Source organism: Bradyrhizobium sp. Mp19 (genome assembly GCF_029952935.1).
Classification (GTDB): Bacteria; Pseudomonadota; Alphaproteobacteria; order Rhizobiales; family Xanthobacteraceae; genus Bradyrhizobium; species Bradyrhizobium elkanii.
Window position 1 is genome coordinate 1 of record NZ_JASAUT010000049.1, and the last position, 15,718, is coordinate 15,718.

Genomic DNA, 15,718 nt, shown 5'->3' on the forward strand with positions numbered 1-15,718 from the left:
CTCCCTGCGTCACGAGCCCGGCGTAGCCCTCTCATCATGGTCGACGCTCCACTTCCATCCTGTTCGCCGCGCGGCAGCTAAGGGGGACGAAAGCAGCGAACAGGCTGGCTGGAACTCCGTTCACCCACGGAGAACCCCGGATGCCCCTCTGTTCTGCTCATTGACTTAGATCAAGAACGAATGGTGTCCCATGCAAATTGATGGAGCCAGAACATCCGATGGCCGTCTCGGTTGTCCCACTGAGAACATTGACCGAGTTGCGGTTTCCGTCGCTTATTCTGAATTAGGATACTCCGAAATCCAACTTAGGGCACGAGGCTTAAATACGGACAGGACCCAATTGAGGTGCTGTCCTAGTTAGGACACTCGCAGCCGGAAATTAGGACACCCGGCCCGGCCCGTTAAGCATCCGGACGACTTCTTTACCTTTGATTTACGCAAGTTAATTGACTGGCTCACGCTTTGATTGGATCATTCGCCTCACTTGGGCAGGGAAGGTTTCATTAAGGACAATTTTTTGAGGCCCAGAGGGGCTAGCCCGATTACCGACAGCGGCGGCTCGGCGACAGCAATGAGAACGGCCCCAGCACTACCCTCCAAGGGTGCTGGGGCTGTTTCTTTGGAAATTCTTGCTCAGTAATCTCCGAAATCCAACTCAGGACACGAGGCTTAAATACGGGACAGCACCCCGATTGAGGTGCTGTCCTATTCTAGTTAGGACACTCGCAGCGGGGGAATTAGGACACCTGAAAACAGGTCCGTTATGACCCGGAATCCACAACACCGTTAAAAGTCTAAATATTGGCGAGAGCTACAGCCCTCTGCTGAGAGGCAGGGGCATTTTGAGTGGCTGTTCAGCGGGGGCCGCATTTTGGTGCGGCCCCCTTTTGATTCACACGGGATGCTGCGGCCATTTCATTTGGGACACGGGAAGGGCGACTGCCGTTGCCGCATGCCCGGCGCTGGACGAGCGCTGGGACGACCAAAGTGCAACTCGGCCCCGGCCCGATGCCTCGCTGGGGCCGTTTCTTTTTACGTGATGAGATCGCCGGGCGACTTGTGATCGACGAGGTTGAGGCCGGGCGTGGCCGGGGAAGAGAGCGAAATGGATGGGGCTGCGTCGCAGCGCCCATCGTCCGCGTCCCCTCTCCAAGCGGCGCCAGTAGGTCAAGGAAAGGTTATGCTGATGGCTGGCGAACGCGAACTAACAACAGGGCTTTTGGCGAAGGATGCCAGTTTCTGCTTGCTCGTGACGGACAGATCGGCGTCAAGGAAATCGAACGGGCTGATTAAGAAACTCGAACTCGACAAAGAGATTTTGGCCGAACAGGACGAGGAAGAGGCCACCAACTGAGGCGGCCTCCTTTACGTTAATGGCAAGGCTTTCCCGACATTTGGGCCGCCCTGCTATGGCAGCCATCATGCATGGAAGTTCGTTTCGCGTTTTTAGCGGCGCCCTTTTGGCCGGTCGCGGCCTTCTGTGTGGTTGGGGTCTGCGCATAGGTCGCGGTGGAACCGGCAAAAATAGCTAAGGCCAAAGCAATTCTGAAAATTGACTTCATGACTCTCCCCTCAAAGGTGTTTCGAGCGAGCGTGCGCACTTTAGCGCTCAAATCAAAATCAGGCCAAGGAAGCTCGGTTCACCCACGGTGAATCCCCGGATGCCGCCGTTGTTCCGCTCGTTGAGCTAGATCAAGAACAGATGGCGACCATGGAAATTGATGGGGCCAGAACATCCAATGGCCCACTGGGGCCTAATACGGAGAGCACCAAACGACCGGTGGGGTGGAAAATAGCTGGTTCTCGGAGCATATTAGCTTTTATGAGACCGTGGCTAAAGATGACGTTGATGGTTCTCGGCTTGTGCGCAGGCTGGATGGTCATCGGTTTAGTGACCGTCGATGATGACGACGAATTCGCCCAAATCATCACGGCATATAAATCGCACTAAGAGCGACTGGCACTCCGTTCAATTGAGGCGGCCTTATATTCCGAAAGAATGCCTCATCTGAGCAACCATGCGCTGCACGGCGTCCGTGTATTGACCGTGGTTGAAGTGTTGATCGCCGATGAAAAGGCCGGCGATGACGCTTATTGCAATGAACAGCCCTTTCATGAATGGGCAATCCTTAAGCTCATTCAGCCAATGCTGAGGATCGTCGCAGGGCCACTTTAAAGAACTCTTGATGGGCCTATCCGGATCATTCCGGTCCGTTCACCCACGAATGTTCGCCGTGGGCAGAACATTCACCAAACCGCCTCAGTAGCTCTACCGAGAACAACGGCCAACCCTTGGTTTCCGTTCGCTTAATCCGAATTAAGACACTCCGAGATCCGACTTAGGACATGGGGGCTTGAATACGGACAGCACCCCGATTGACATAAGAACAAAATGAGAACATAGGTTTTGTAACCTGAGGGTGTGGCGATTGCCTCATCCGCGGTGGGCTTGCGTGGCTCCAGGACCAAAGTCCAAGCCGCGCTCCACTTGCGGATGAATTTCTCCGCCTCCTATGATGGGTTGTGGCTGGGGAGTGTGCGTCATGAGAGTTGCGATCTGGGCGGTCGTTGCGGCCGCGTGGCTGTTTGCGTCTGCAACTCCGTCGAGCGCGCGCGGTCCCTACGGTTCGATCAGCGTCGGCAACTGGAAGGGTGGCGCCTTCACCAACGACAAGAATGGCGCCTTCACCCATTGCTCGGCGGGCACCACGTATCAAAGCGGCATCTTCTTCATGGTATCGATCGCCGAGAATGGCAGCTGGCGGCTCGGCTTTGCCCATGAGAGCTGGCGCCTGACGGCGGGCGAGGCCTTTCCGCTCGCGCTGACCTTCGACGGTCAGCCTGCGTTCAATGTCTACGGCATGCCGCTCGGCACGCAGCTCGTGAATGTCGAGATGCCGGTGAACTCGGCGCTGATCAACCAGTTCCGCAAGGCGCGCCAGATGACCGCCTTCGCGCAGGGCCAGTTGTTTCAGTTCAACCTCAATCAGACCGCCCAGCTGCTGCCGGCACTGCTCAACTGCGTCGTCTCGGTGAAGAAGAACGGCGTCGCCAATGCCGGCGAGTTCGCCGTCGCGGCAAAGCCCGCGGCTGCGCCGCCGCAGCAGGCGGCTCCGGGGCCCACGCAGAAACAGGCGAGATCGGGGACGGGGACCGGCTTTGTGGTCAGCAGCAGCGGCCACGTCGTCACCAATCACCATGTTGTCGGCGGCTGCAGCGAGATCACGGGCAACCTGAGCGGCGAGGCGCCGGTCAAGCTGCGCCTGGTGTCCGATGACGAGACCAATGATCTCGCGTTGCTGCAGGCGCCGACCCCGTTCAAGGACGTCGTCAGCCTCAGGCAAAACCCCATCCTGGTCGGCAACGGCGTGGTGGCGATCGGTTATCCCTATCACGGATTGCTGACATCCGATTTCACGGTCACCACGGGCATTGTCTCTTCGTTGAGCGGCATCCTCAACGATACCCGTCATCTGCAGATCAGCGCTGCCGTGCAGCCCGGCAACAGCGGCGGTCCGCTGTTCGATCTTTCCGGCGCGGTGGTCGGCGTCGTGGCTGCCAAACTCGACGCGGTCAGGATGGCGCGGGCGACGGGGACCATCCCGGAGAACATCAACTTCGCGATCAAGACCGGCGCGCTGCGCGATTTCCTCGACAACAGCGCGGTGGCGTACCGGACCGCCGAGTGGCGCGAGGAGATGAAGAAGGAAACCGCCGAGATTGCCAAGAATGCGCGCGGCTACACGCTGCTGATCATCTGCACGGTGAATGAGCAGAGCGCGAACGCGAAGAAGGGCAATTGAGAGCTCCGCTACGCCTTCTTCCCGTCCTTACCGCAGGGCGACTGCATCTGGCTACCGGCCACGCGTCTTTCCTTGCGACGTCCGGGCAGCCCCCGGCTACTTTGCATGGGGTTGTTTTCGATATTTTGGCAATGGGCGCCTGCGACGTACGGGCGGGGTGAGCTCAACCGGCCCGCCGCAGCGTATGCACGGTGATCTCGGCCGGGCAATTCAGCCGCACCGGCGCGAGGCTGGTGCCGGCGCCGGCCGATGTGTAGCCGGCAAGCGCGCCGAACCGCCATGCGCCGCTGCCCATCCGGCGCGGCAGCCGCGCCTCCAGCTTGATCGCGATGCCGCCGGGCAGGCAGAGCTGGCCGCCATGGGTATGGCCGCTCAGCATCAGGTCGAAGCCGGCGGCCGCCGCCGCGCGATAGGATTCCGGCGTATGCGCCAACAGGATCGAGAATGCATCGCGCGGGATCGCCGCGGCAGCCTTTGCAATATCATCGGTGCGATAGAAATGGGCGTCGTCGATCCCGGCGAGGTGGATCGTCGCGCCATCGCGCGTGATCGGCTCCTGCTCATTGAACAGCATCCTGATGCCCATCGCCTCCAGTGCCGGCGTCATGCGGATGCTGTCGTGATTGCCGAGGATGCCGTAGAGCGGCAGCTTGATCCGCGCGCACAGATCTCGCATCAGCGCGAGGCTCGTTTCAAACGGCCCATACGTCTTGCCGCGGTAGTCGCCGGTGAAAACGCAGATATCGCAGGTGATATCGCGCACGATGTCCATCAGATGCCGCATCGCGCCTTGGCTGATGTCGGCGTGGAGATCGCTGAGCTGGAGGATGGTGAAGCCGTCGAAGGCCACCGGCAGCCGCGCCGACGTCACCAGATTGCGCCGCACCTCGACCCTATCGGCATTGCGCCGCGCGCGGCCATGGAGGCCGGTCACCTTGAGCGCGGTCTCGATGATCCGCGGCGCCAGCTTCCAGTTCTCGACATTGAACACCAGCGTGCCCTGGCCGAACAGCTGCTTCTCGTGCGCGGCCTCGATCCCAAGCCGGCGCACCACATGGTCGGCGCCGATCCGCTCGATCAATCCCTGCAATGCCGTGTCGGCCATGTTCCCCGTCGGCCCGCGGTTTGAAGCGCGGACCGGCGCGACACTATCATGCGCAATCCCGGTGGGGATACCGCCGGCACTCAGACCACGGGAACCCGCTTCGCGGCGACCGCGGCCGGCGAAATCACCTCGATGTCGAGCGGCACCTGCCAACGCTCGGTGAAGCGCACCTGCGGCGGTGCATTGCCGTTGCGCCCGCCCTGCAGCACGAAGCCGTCGTAACCCGAGTTCATCACCTCATTGCACTTCTGCACATAGATTGGGAAGCCGCCGATATAGGGCATGAACACGCGGGGACGGCCCGGGATGTTGGCGCCGACATACCAGGAGCTGCAGGTCGAGCGCAGCGAGACCGTGGAGACGTCGTTGACATGGGCGACCCAGGCGTCCTCGTCGTCGCGGACCGCCTCGATCGTGCCGGCGCCGATGTCGCGCATATGACTGATGCAATCAGCCAGCCAATCGACATGCTGCTCGATCGCCTGGATCATGCTGGCGAGCACCGAGGGGCTGCCGGGCCCGGTGATCATGAACAAGTTCGGAAAGCCCTCGGAGGCAAGGCCGAGATAGGCGCGCGGGCCGGCCCGCCATTTCTCGGCCAGCGTCTGCCCGCCGCGGCCGGTGATCGCGATCTTGTCGAACGAGCCGGTCATGGCGGCAAAGCCGGTGGCGGAGACGATCGCATCGAACCTGTATTCGGTGCCGTCGACGATAATGCCTTCCGTCGTGAAGCGATCGATCGGCGTCGTCGACACGTCGACCAGCTTCACATGCGGCAGATTGTAGGTCTCGAAATAATTGGTGTCGACGCAGAGCCGCTTGCAGCCGAACACGTTTCGCGGGCACAGCAGCTCAGCCGTCGCGGGATCCTTGACGATGCCGCGGATCTTCTCGCGCGCGAAATCGGCGATGGTGTCGTTGGCGGCCTTCTCGAACAGGAGATCGCCGAACGCGCCGAGGAAGGGCAGGCCGCCGCGCTGCCAGGCTTCTTCGTATTGCTGCTCGCGCTCCCGCTCGCTCGCCTGCAAGGCGGGCTGGGCGTTGAACTGGAAATAGAAGCCGGTCGGGCGCGCACGGGCTTTTGCGCGCAGCTCCGGATAATGCGCCTTGGCTTCCCTCAGATATTCCGTCGACAGCCGCTCGTTCCATGCCGGCACCGACCAGGTCGCGGTGCGCTGAAACACCGTGAGCTCGGACGCCTGCTGCGCGATGATCGGGATCGACTGGATCGCCGATGAGCCGGTGCCGATCACGCCAACACGCAGGCCGGTGAAGTCGACGCCCTCATGCGGCCATTCGCCGGTGTGATAGATCGGCCCGCGGAAATCCGCCATGCCTGGGAAAGCCGGCCGGTTCGGCGCCGACAGGCAGCCGACCGCCATGATGCAGAACTTTGCGGTGACCCTGTCGCCGCGGTCGGTCTCGATCAGCCATGTGCCTGCCTGCTCGTCGAAGGTCGCCGCGGTGACGCGGGTGTCGAACACGATCTGGCTGCGCAGATCGAAGCGATCGGCGACGTGATTGGCGTAGGCGAGAATTTCGGGCTGCGGAGAATACTTCTCCGACCAGCTCCAGTCCTGATCGAGTTCCTCGGAGAACGAGAAGGAATATTGCAGGCTCTCGACGTCGCAACGCGCGCCGGGATAGCGATTCCAGTACCAGGTGCCGCCGACGCCGCCGCCGGCCTCATAGACCCGTGCGGTGAAGCCGAGGCCGCGCAGCCGATGCAGCATGTACATGCCGGCGAAGCCTGCACCGATCACCACGGCATCGAACGTTCCGGTTTCGGCAGGGCGCGCAGCCTTGCGCGCGGTGCTCTTCTGAGCCATGGGCCGTCTCTTCCCTATGTCTTGTCGTTATGTCTTGTCTTGGTCGCGCCTTGTTGGACGCAACGACAGAAAGATTAGGGCGAGGGCGGCGCGGCCCGCAAGCAAGCGTATTGCCGTCCAGCGAATAGCTCCTATGCTGTCTCTGGTAGAGTATGGGGATGAGCGGTGATCCGGTAGTTGTTCTGTCGCGATCGTTCACCTGCCCGAAAAGATCGAGTTCCCATGAAGAAGGAAGAAGTAGAAGCTATCTTCAAGCGGGGCGACTTGGGGCCGATCGACGGTTACCTGGAAGCGGTCGCTACTGAAAAGCGGTTACCTGCCCTTGCGGTTGGGATGTGTCTGGTCAGGATGGAAGAGGCGGCTCCGCCGCTGCGCGCCCTGGTCGCTCGTGCGGCGAATGGTGAAGCGCTCTCCGACGACGAGGTCACGCTTCTGTTCCGCGGCCTCTATATCCTCGGCGGAGCCCGCGACCAGGACGTATGCCGCGACCTGCTGCGGTTGCTGCGCCGGCCCGAAGCCGAGCTCGATTATCTGCTCGGGGATGTTGTGCCCCAAAGCATGGCGAGCATCGTCGCCGGCGTTTTCGATGGGGACGTCGATACACTATTGGGCATGGTGGGGGATCGATCCATTGATCAGTTCGTCCGCGACCAAATTCTCGGCGCGGCAGCCTTCCTTACGTGGAACGGACGTATCCCGCACGAGCGGATGCGACACCTGCTCGTAGCATTCTTTGAGGACAGACTTGCCGACGATGAGGACCAAGCTTGGTATGGCTGGCAGCAGGCAATTGCCTTGCTGGGACTACGCGAGCTGGCACCGCTGGTGCATAGCGCCATCGACGATGGCCGCATCCCTGACTCGCCGTTCATACGCAGCGAGTTTGACGACTTGCTCGCCACCGCCGAGCAGAGACCCGACGACATTACCCGCTTCGAGGAAAGTTATCTCGGCTATATCGAAGATGTGGTCGATGCGCTGGCGTGGACCGATTACGATGACGCCGAGGACGATCTCGACACGCAATGGATGCCCTCGGAGCCCGTGAGGAATCCCCTCCGCCATGTCGGACGCAACGATCCATGTCCATGCGGAAGCGGCAAGAAATACAAGAAATGTTGCCTCGCCAATCAAGGTTGAGGTGCAGTCGCCCTAGATCTGCCGACCATTGGCGCACATCCGGACGCCGCTTCGTTCGAGACCGATCCGGAAATGCTGGCGGATATGGATATAGCTTGGCCCAGGTTCAGCCTTCCGTCGCCTTCACGATGCGGATCAGCTCGTCGCCGTAGTGCTCGAGCTTCTTGTCGCCGATCCCTGCGATGTTGCGCAGCTCGCCCAGCGTGTCCGGCCGCATCGCGGCGATGCCGTCGATGGTGGAATCATGCAGCACGACATAGGCCGGCACGCCGCGCTGGCGCGCGACGTCCGAGCGCCAGGCGCGCAACGCCGCATGCAGCGCGGGATTTGCGACGCCACCCGGGCTGTCGGGTGCGGGCACAAGCTCGCCGCGGCGCGACTTGCCGCGGACTGCGCGGTTGCGCGCGCCTTCCGGCTGCTCGCGCAGCATCACCGCGGTCTCGCCCTTCAGCACGCCGCGGGCGCTGTCGGTCAGAACAAGCGCACCGAAGGCGTCGCTGTCGGCGCGCAGATGGCCCATCGCCACCAGCTGGCGCAGCACCGCGCGCCATTGCTTCTCGTTGAGCTCGCGGCCGATGCCGAACACCGACAGCTGGTCGTGGTTGAACTGCTTGACCCGTTCGGTCAGCCGTCCGACCAGCACGTCGATCAGGTGCATGGCGCCGAAACGTTGCCCGGTGCGGTAGGCGCAGGACAGCAGCTTTTGTGCAAGCACCTTGCCGTCGCGGACGCGCGGCGGCGTCAGGCAGTTGTCGCAATTGCCGCAGATTTCCTCCGCGCGGGTCTCGCCGAAATAGCCGAGCAAGCGCTGCCGGCGGCAATGCACCGTTTCAGCCAGCGCAACCAGCGCGTCGAGCTTGCCGACCGAGACGCGCTTGAAGGCGTCGGAGCCGGTCGATTCATCGATCATGCGGCGCTGCTGCACGATGTCGGAGAGCCCGTAGGCCATCCACGCGGCCGACGGCTTGCCGTCACGGCCGGCACGTCCGGTCTCCTGGTAGTAGGCTTCGATGCTCTTCGGCAGATCGAGATGCGCGACGAAGCGCACGTCGGGCTTGTCGATGCCCATGCCGAACGCGATCGTGGCGACGATCACGATGCCGTCCTCGTTGAGGAAGCGGTCCTGATGCCGGGCACGCAGGCCGGCGTCGAGCCCGGCATGATAGGGCAACGCGGCAATGCCGGCCTCGCTGAGCGCCGCCGCGACATCCTCGACCTTGGCGCGGGACAGGCAATAGACCACGCCGGCGTCGCCGGCATGCCGCTCCTTGATGAAGTTCTTCAGCTGCGTGGTCGCATTCTGCTTGTCGACGATTTCGTAGCGGATGTTGGGCCGATCGAAGCTCGCGACGTATTGCGGTGCGTCGGTAAGCTGCAGCCGCTCGGCGATCTCCCTCCGGGTCAGCGCGTCCGCGGTCGCGGTCAGCGCGATGCGCGGCACTTTGGGGAAGCGCTCGGCGAGTGCCGACAGGCCGATATATTCCGGGCGGAAGTCATGGCCCCATTGCGAGACGCAATGCGCCTCGTCGATCGCAAACAGCGCGATCTGCGCCTGGCCGAGCAGATTGAGGCAGCGCGGCGTCAGCAGCCGCTCGGGCGCCACATAGAGCAGGTCGAGATCGCCGGCGAGCAGCCGCCGCTCGACCTCGGAGGCCTCCTCATAGGACAGTGTGGAATTGAGCACCGCGGCGTTGACGCCGGCCTCGGTGAGGCCCGCGACCTGGTCGCGCATCAGCGCGATCAAAGGCGATACCACGATGCCGCAGCCGTCGCGCAGCAGCGACGGCAGCTGATAGCACAGCGATTTGCCGCCGCCGGTCGGCATCAGCACCAGGCAATTGCCGCCATCGGTGACGTGGCGGATGATCTTTTCCTGCGCGCCGCGGAAGCCCGACAGGCCGAACACGGAACTGAGCACGGACAGCGCATCGCGAGACGGGGCGGAGGCGCGATCGAGGGCGGGCTGGGCGGTCATGGTCCCTTGCGCGATCCCTTTGGGATTTCCCAGGATTTCCTCGGGGTCAACAGGCGGTGATCGAGGTCTTATGGCCGAACGATACCGGAACGAAAGGTGTTAATACACGTCCCAACAACAAACTCAATTCAGCATGACTGGTCAGCTGCGGATCATCACAGGCATTGCCGCGATCGTGCTGGTCGCGGGCGCGGCAATGGGCCTCGCGGTCGCCCGGCGGCCACAGATTGCCGCCATTGCGCCGCCGCGGGCCGATACCTTCGACCCCGATGCGGTCAAACGCGGCCGCGAACTCGCCGCGATCGGCAATTGCAACACCTGCCATACCGTGCAGGGCGGCGCGACTTATGCCGGCGGGCTCCCGGTTCCAACGCCGTTCGGCATCGTCTTCTCATCCAACATCACGCCGGATGCCGAAACCGGTATCGGGCGCTGGCCGGAGGAGGCGTTCGTCCGCGCGATGCGCTCGGGCGTGGCGCGCGATGGCCAGCATCTCTACCCGACCTTTCCCTATGACCATTTCACCAACGTCTCGGATGCGGACGACCGGGCGCTGTATGCGTTCCTGATGACACGACAGCCGGTCCACGCGTCGCCGCCGGCGAATCAGCTGTCGTTTCCGCTCAACTATCGACCGCTGATTGCGGGGTGGAAGCTGCTGTATCTGCGCAGCGGCGATGTCCCTCAGGACCCGGCGAAGGGCGCGGAATGGAACCGCGGCGCCTATCTGGTGGAGGGGCTCGCGCATTGCGGCGCCTGCCACACGCCGCGCAACGCGCTCGGCGCCGAGCGTGTCAATGCGCAGTTCTCCGGTGGCGAGGTCGACAATTGGCACGCCTACGCGCTGAACGACACCTCGCACGCCCCGGTGCAGTGGACCGCCGACGCGCTCTACGCCTATTTGCGCCACGGCTGGCAGGCCGATCATGGCACCGCGCGCGGGCCGATGGCTGAAGTGGTCGGTAATCTGGCGACGGTGCCCGACAGCGACGTGCGGGCCATCGCCGCGTACATGGCCGATATCTCGGGCGCGCCGGCGCCGGATCGCAAACGGCCAGCCGACGTCGTGGCGCAATCGTCTTCCGATGATGCGGCACAAACCCATGCGGCCGGCGCGGCGATCTATGCTGCGGCGTGCGCCTCCTGTCACGAGGGCAGCCGCGCGCTGCCCTATGGTGGCGTCAATCTCGCGCTCAGCACGGCGATCGCAAGCCCCGACCCGCGCAACCTCCTCAATATCGTGCTGTCGGGCGTCGGCGCCGTCGAAGGCGAGCGCAGCCCGATCATGCCGGGCTTCTCCGCCAGCATCGATGATGCGCAGATGGTCGCGCTCACGGCCTATCTGCGCGAGCGGTTCGGCAAGCGGCCGGCGTGGGCCAATCTCGACAAGGCGGTGCGCGATGCGCGGGCGGTGCAGGCCACGTCGCTTGCGGCGCGCGACACGCCATCAGAATCCAGGCAGCGAGGCAAGCCATGATGACATTGAAGGTCAATGGCCGGGATCATCAGGTCGATGCGGAACCGGATACGCCGCTGCTTTATGTGCTGCGCAATGATCTGGCGCTCAATGCCGCCAAGTTCGGCTGCGGTCTCGGGCAATGCGGCTCCTGCACGGTGATCGTCGACGGCAAGGCGGTGCTGTCCTGCGTCACGCCGCTGGTCCTGGTCGAGGGCAAGCAGGTGACGACGCTCGAAGGGCTCGGCACCGTGGCCGCGCCGGCGCCGATCCAGCGCGCCTTCATGGAGGAGCAGGCGGCGCAGTGCGGCTACTGCATCGCCGGGATGATGATGCGCGCGCAGGCACTGCTGATGCGCAACCCGAAGCCATCGGATGCACAGATCCGTGCCGAGCTGGAGCCGAATCTCTGCCGCTGCGGCACCCATATGCGCATCCTGCGCGCAGTGCACCGCGCCGCCAGGTTGATGGATACCGCCGACGCCGCAAACGACAGGAGCGTCCGATGACCGCGCCGGTGGTTCTCGATCGCCGCAGCGTGCTGGCCGGCGGCGGCGCGCTGATCGTCAGCTTCTCGCTGCGCCATGCGGTGGCGCAGGAGCAGAAGGCTGCGCAGAGCCCGGAGTTGCCGGGCAGCCTGGCGAAATCGCCCAATCTGGATTCCTGGATCCGCATCGATGCCAATGGCCAAGTCACGGCCTTTACGGGCAAGGCCGAACTCGGCCAGGGATTCCGCACCGCGTTCCAGCAGATCGCGGCCGAGCAGCTCGATATTCCCTTCGATGCGCTGAAGGCGATCACCGCCGACACCAAACTCACGGCGAACGAGGGTTACACGTCCGGCAGCCATTCGATGCAGGACAGCGGCACGGCGATCCTGCATGCCGCAGCGCAGGCGCGCATGTTGCTGGTGGCGGAGGCGGCAAAGCGTTTCGACTTGCCGCCCGACGTCTTGCGAACCGAGAATGCGGCCGTCGTCGCTCCCGATGGCCGGCGTCTGGGCTATGGCGAGCTTGTCGCCGCGGACATGTTGCACGTCCAGGCGCAACCGACATCGAGCCTGAAGGATCCGGCGAGCTTCAAGGTGATGGGCCAGCCGGTGCCGCGCGTCGACATTCCGGCCAAGGTCACGGGCGGCGCCGCCTATGTGCAGGACATGCGGCTTCCCGGCATGGTGCATGCGCGCGTGGTGCGCCCGCCGAGCTACGGCGCGCAGCTCGTGGAATGCGACACGGCCGCGATCGAGAAAATGCCCGGCGTGATTCAAATCGTGCGCGACGGCAACTTCCTGGCCGTGGTGGCGGAGAAGGAATTTTCGGCGGTCAAGGCCTTGCACGCGCTGGCCGCCGCGGCGAAGTGGCGGGAGAGCGCGAAGCTGCCGAACCAGCACGATCTGGCCAAGGTGCTGACTGCGCTGCCGTCGCAGGATTTCGCGATCTTCCGGCGTAGCGATCCCACGGTGAGCGGCGCGCGGTCGCTCGAAGCAACCTATACGCGGCCTTACCAGTCGCACGGCTCGATCGGGCCGTCCTGCGCGGTCGCGCAATTCGTCGATGGCGCGATGACGGTGTGGACGCACACGCAGGGCGTCTATCCCGACCGGCAGGCGATCGCCGAGATGCTCGGTATGACGCTCGCCAGCGTCCGCCTGATCCATGTCGAAGGCTCCGGCTGCTACGGCCACAATGGCGCCGACGATGCCGCGGCCGACGCCGCGCTGATCGCCCGGGCGCTGCCAGGGCGCCCAATTCGGGTGCAGTGGACGCGCGAGCAGGAGCACGGCTGGGAGCCCTATGGTCCGGCGATGGTGACCAGGCTGAGCGCGTCGCTTACGACCGACGGCAAGATCGCCGACTGGAATTTTGCGGTGTGGAGCAACACTCATTCGATGCGGCCGGGCGGCGCCGGCGCGCTGCTTGCGGCCCAGCACATGGCGCGATCATTCGCGGTGCCCGCACCAAAGCCGTTGCCGTTGCCGGAAGGTGGCGGCGATCGCAACGCGATCCCGATCTACAATTTTCCGAACGCGCATGTGATGCATCACTTCATCCCCGCGATGCCGCTGCGGATCTCCGCGATGCGCGCGCTTGGCGCCTATCACAACGTGTTCTCGACCGAGAGCTTCATGGATGAACTGGCCGCTCTCGCCGGCGCCGATCCGGTCGAGTTTCGCCTCAGGCATCTCGACGACCAGCGCGGCCGAGCGGTGGTCGAGAAGGCCGCGGAGGAGTTCGGCTGGACGCGCGGGCAGCAGCCGCCGCGAAATCGCGGTTACGGCTTCGCGTTCGCGCGCTACAAGAATCTCGCCGCCTATTGCGCCATCGCGTCCGAGGTCGAGGTCGACCGCGAAACCGGGCGGGCCCGGCTGGTGCGCGCGGTCGCCGCCGTCGACGCCGGCCAGGTCGTCAATCCGGACGGCATCACCAACCAGATCGAGGGCGCGATCGTGCAGTCGACGAGCTGGACGCTCTATGAAGGCGTCACCTTCGATGAGACAAGGATCACCAGCATCGACTGGCAGACCTACCCGATCCTGCGCTTCAATGCGGTGCCCGAGAGCATCGCCGTCCACATCATCAACCGCCCCGGCCAGCCGTTCCTCGGCAGCGGCGAGACCGGGCAGGGCCCGGCCGCCGCCTCGCTCGCCAATGCCATCGCGCATGCGACCGGCAAGCGGCTGCGCGACCTGCCGCTCAGCCGCAAGCGGATCAAGGACGCGATCGACGCATGAAATGAAGTTGATTTCGATTGCTCGAACCGCAAACCTGCTGCACCTCTCCCGCTTGCGGGGGAGGTCGTATCGCATCGAAGATGCGATACGGGTGGGGGCTCCTTCGACGATGTGACGCGCGGAGAGAACCCCCACCCCAGCCCTCCCCCGCAAGCGGGAGAGGGAGCAGGCCGCCCTTGCGGCCAAATCATGCTCTGACGCTGTCAGACGGTCGCAGCAGGGGGAGCCGGGGGCGGCGTTATTGGCTCGACGTTGTAGGTCTTCGGCATATTGATGGGCTTGTAGGCCGGATCCTTCTCCATGCGCTCCAGCACCGAGGCATGGATGGTCGCGCCGTCCGCAATCGGCCGCGGCTCGCCGCGCGGCAGATAGAAGCCGAGGAAGGATTTCCGCTCCGGCCATTCCTTCCATTTGTCGCTCTTCGGAATCCATTCCAGGATTTCCCAGGCAGCGGTCAGCGAATTGTGCAGCGGGGCGGTCGCGCTCGGCGGCACATAGTCGTGCTTGTGCGGCGGCAACGGCATCCCCCAGGCGAGATGCTCGATCAGCGCCTGATCCATGTGCAGCCCGGCCGCCTTGGCCTGTTCAAGCATCCAGATCAGCGGAAACTTTGACGGCCCGCTCTGGTCTTCCGGATAGCCGCCGCCGACGTCGGAGTGCACGCCGGCAAACCAGACCTGGCTGATGTCCTGCTCCACCTCCGTCGCCGGATCGAACGGATCTGAGCGAAATTTCTGCGGCTCGATCCAGCGATTGAGTCGGAACATGCGCCTGCGCTCGTCGATCGAGATCGCCTGGCGGAACCGTTTGACGCTGGAATTGGTCCGCGTGAACAGCAGCGTCTGCAGGTCGAACAGGAAATTGTCCTGTCGCGGCACGATGATCGAGGCCACGGTGTCCCAGACCCCGACGAACTCGATGTCGATGTTGCGGCCGCCGGCAATCTGGCTGAAATGCCAAGCCTCCTTCAACGGAGCATAGTCGAACGTGCCGTCGGATTTCTGGGCGTCGGAGCTGGCTTTCTTGTAGGTGCCGAAGGCGTAGCTCGCGAGGTCGAACTGATCGACGGGCAGAAGGCCCATCACATGGACGAAGGCCGCGAGCACGCGCACCGTGTAGGCACCGCGGCTGAAGCCGAACATCCAGACCCGGTCACCGGGTTCCCACGTTCGGCACAGGAACAGGTAGGCGCCGAGCGTGTCCTGGTCGAGACCGGCGCCGAAGGCCAGCCCGAACAAGCCGCGCATCTGCTGCTTGAAGCGGCCCCAGGCGTTTTGCAGGCCGATGGTGCCGAGGCCGGGATGATAATAGATCCGCTGCCGGTCATTCTTGTCGGCGACGCGGAACAGCTTCAGCACGTTGGAAATATTGTCACCGATCTCGTTGCCGGTGCCGTCGCAGCAAATCACAATATCCTTCGGCATCCGTTGCCCTCGCGGCCGCCGTGAAAATTCGCGGCCTCTATGTACGGCAGAATGCGGTGAAAATTCAATCTCCAATTGAAGACGGTTCTGTGGCGGCGGCGTGACCGCCGGTGGTGCCGGGTAGCCGAAGCGTGATGCGCGCCGGCGCTGCCTGCCTTTGGATCGAATTGAATCTCGCCACGGCCGGCCAAAGCTGCGCCAAGGACGGCGTCGCTTCAGCTCGCCGATGTCGGCCATGACGGAGAGTTGCCGTGA

General features: G+C 63.7%; 11 protein-coding genes. 6 read left to right on the forward strand and 5 right to left on the reverse strand.

The window, feature by feature from the left end:
- The first annotated feature begins 1,180 nt into the window (after positions 1 to 1,180).
- Positions 1,181 to 1,354, forward strand: a complete 174-nt coding sequence (locus QJT82_RS34885) for a hypothetical protein (protein WP_155258556.1) — start codon at positions 1,181 to 1,183, stop codon at positions 1,352 to 1,354.
- Between the two features lie 630 nt (positions 1,355 to 1,984).
- Here QJT82_RS34885 and QJT82_RS34890 read toward each other — a convergent pair.
- Positions 1,985 to 2,116, reverse strand: a complete 132-nt coding sequence (locus QJT82_RS34890) for a hypothetical protein (RefSeq protein ID WP_259245081.1) — start codon at positions 2,114 to 2,116, stop codon at positions 1,985 to 1,987.
- 427 nt (positions 2,117 to 2,543) lie between these two features.
- On the opposite strand from QJT82_RS34890, the gene QJT82_RS34895 reads away from it, so the two are divergent.
- The gene (locus tag QJT82_RS34895) at positions 2,544 to 3,803 is read left to right on the forward strand and encodes a trypsin-like peptidase domain-containing protein (RefSeq protein ID WP_028341528.1); all 1,260 of its coding nucleotides are present in this window, start codon (positions 2,544 to 2,546) and stop codon (positions 3,801 to 3,803) included.
- 163 nt (positions 3,804 to 3,966) lie between these two features.
- On the opposite strand, the gene QJT82_RS34900 is transcribed toward QJT82_RS34895, so the two are convergent.
- Together QJT82_RS34900 and QJT82_RS34905 are read right to left on the reverse strand one after the other, a co-directional pair.
- Positions 3,967 to 4,908: a metallophosphoesterase gene (locus tag QJT82_RS34900; protein ID WP_028341527.1), complete on the reverse strand. Its 942-nt coding sequence runs from the start codon at positions 4,906 to 4,908 to the stop codon at positions 3,967 to 3,969.
- An 80-nt stretch (positions 4,909 to 4,988) separates the two neighbouring features.
- On the reverse strand, positions 4,989 to 6,737 hold the full coding sequence (locus QJT82_RS34905) for an NAD(P)/FAD-dependent oxidoreductase (RefSeq protein ID WP_028341526.1): 1,749 nt from the start codon (positions 6,735 to 6,737) through the stop codon (positions 4,989 to 4,991).
- A gap of 222 nt (positions 6,738 to 6,959) precedes the next feature.
- Here QJT82_RS34905 and QJT82_RS34910 point away from each other — a divergent pair, with 222 nt between their 5' ends.
- Positions 6,960 to 7,877: a DUF1186 domain-containing protein gene (locus QJT82_RS34910; RefSeq protein ID WP_051447922.1), complete on the forward strand. Its 918-nt coding sequence runs from the start codon at positions 6,960 to 6,962 to the stop codon at positions 7,875 to 7,877.
- Positions 7,878 to 7,983: 106 nt separating this feature from the next.
- Here QJT82_RS34910 and recQ read toward each other — a convergent pair whose 3' ends face one another.
- A complete protein-coding gene (gene recQ, locus QJT82_RS34915) occupies positions 7,984 to 9,852 on the reverse strand; it encodes a DNA helicase RecQ (RefSeq protein WP_028341525.1) in 1,869 nt (622 codons plus the stop codon).
- Positions 9,853 to 9,985: 133 nt separating this feature from the next.
- On the opposite strand from recQ, the gene QJT82_RS34920 reads away from it, so the two are divergent.
- Genes QJT82_RS34920 through QJT82_RS34930 form a run of 3 tightly spaced genes read left to right on the forward strand, consistent with a single transcriptional unit; the run spans position 9,986 to position 14,039 of the window.
- Positions 9,986 to 11,329, forward strand: coding sequence for a cytochrome c (locus QJT82_RS34920; RefSeq protein ID WP_051447921.1), 1,344 nt, complete (start codon positions 9,986 to 9,988; stop codon positions 11,327 to 11,329).
- Complete coding sequence (locus QJT82_RS34925; protein ID WP_028341523.1) at positions 11,326 to 11,817, forward strand: (2Fe-2S)-binding protein; 492 nt, start codon at positions 11,326 to 11,328, stop codon at positions 11,815 to 11,817. Before QJT82_RS34920 ends, QJT82_RS34925 begins: the two co-directional genes overlap by 4 nt.
- Positions 11,814 to 14,039 carry a molybdopterin cofactor-binding domain-containing protein gene (locus QJT82_RS34930; protein WP_028341522.1) on the forward strand — a complete coding sequence of 742 codons (2,226 nt, stop codon included), beginning with the start codon at positions 11,814 to 11,816 and terminating at the stop codon, positions 14,037 to 14,039. Before QJT82_RS34925 ends, QJT82_RS34930 begins: the two co-directional genes overlap by 4 nt.
- 203 nt (positions 14,040 to 14,242) lie before the next feature.
- Here the strand turns inward: QJT82_RS34930 and QJT82_RS34935 are convergent, their stop codons facing one another.
- Entirely contained in the window at positions 14,243 to 15,463 is a 1,221-nt protein-coding gene (locus QJT82_RS34935; protein ID WP_028341521.1) for a DUF2235 domain-containing protein, read from the reverse strand.
- Between the last annotated feature and the right edge of the window lie 255 nt (positions 15,464 to 15,718).